Source organism: Nocardia sp. NPDC060220 (assembly GCF_042727815.1).
Lineage (GTDB): Bacteria > Actinomycetota > Actinomycetes > Mycobacteriales > Mycobacteriaceae > Nocardia.
The window spans coordinates 1-1,095 of the sequence record NZ_JBHWZY010001371.1 but is presented as its reverse complement, the minus strand read 5'-3'; the positions used below and the strand labels follow the sequence as shown (position 1 = coordinate 1,095).

Sequence of the window (1,095 nt, the reverse complement as noted above, 5' to 3'; positions counted from 1 at the left end):
GCCCCGGAGTTTCGACTCCGGGGCCTTCTTCGTTATCCGTTGCCGAGTCGCAGGGTCCAGTTCCCCCGGTAGTGCAGCCGGGTGACGCTCGCGGGCGGAACATCCATGCGCCAGAACGACTTCGCCGGTGCGTCGAGCACCACGAGCAGCGCGGCGCGCACCACGGCGGGGTGCGTCACCGCCACGGTGTTACGACCCGACGAGGCGATCTCGGCCAGCCAGAAGCGCACCCGCTCGACCAGATCGGTGATGGATTCCCCACCGTGCCCACGGAATTCGGGGTCGGTGAGCCAGGCGAACAACTGGTCCTGAGCGAGTTTGCCCATCTCACTGCCCCGCCACGACCCGGCATCGAGGTCCCGTAATCGCACGTCCTGTTCGCCGACCAGGCCCAATTCCTCCGCCGTCTCGCGAACCCGCCGCTCCGGTCCTGTCCGCACCAACGCTTCATCGAGCGGCACGCAGGCGCGCACAGCGGCCCGCCCCGACTCGTCAAGGGGTTCATCGACAGGAAATCGCGCCTTACGTACCGCCTCGGTAAGGCCATGGCCGACAAGGTCGACTCTCAGCACCGTTTGCACGAGAGTCGAGGGTAGCGACGAATGCGATCCACGCCACAACCCGGGCTCGGCGCCTCCCCGGTCATCGGCGTGTTCGCGCTGGTCGGGGCGCATGATGGCGACGAAGTTGTCGGTGGGTCGGTGCACACTTGGTGCTATGGATCGGTTCTCCCCCGCGACGGCACAGTGGTTCGACGGCGCCTTCCCCGGCGCGACGTCGGCCCAGCTCGGCGCGTGGGACGCGATCGCCGCGGGCGAGAACACACTGGTGATCGCGCCGACGGGGTCGGGCAAGACCCTGTCCGCGTTCCTGTGGGCTATCGATCAGCTGGCTCACCGGGACCCACCCGAGCCGGGAGCGTCCCGGGGCACGTCGGTGCTCTACGTGTCGCCGTTGAAGGCGCTGGCTGTGGACGTGGAACGCAATCTGCGGGCACCCCTGGTAGGAGTCACGCAGACGGCGAAACGATTGGGGCTCGACCCACCGGATATCTCGGTGGGGGTGCGCTCCGGTGACACCCCGCCCGCCCAGCGC

The 1,095-nt window shown here is 68.4% G+C and carries 2 protein-coding genes; one reads left to right on the top strand and one right to left on the bottom strand.

Annotation, left to right across the window (positions count from 1 at the left end):
* Window positions 1-32 precede the first annotated feature (32 nt).
* Window positions 33-707 (bottom strand): histidine phosphatase family protein, encoded by a 675-nt coding sequence (locus tag ACFWF3_RS36860; protein WP_379318878.1) that lies wholly within the window; start codon window positions 705-707, stop codon window positions 33-35.
* Between the two features lie 10 nt (window positions 708-717).
* Between ACFWF3_RS36860 and ACFWF3_RS36855 the strand changes: the two genes are divergently transcribed.
* On the top strand, window positions 718-1,095 hold a 378-nt coding region (locus tag ACFWF3_RS36855; RefSeq protein WP_379318876.1), incomplete at its 3' end, for a DEAD/DEAH box helicase.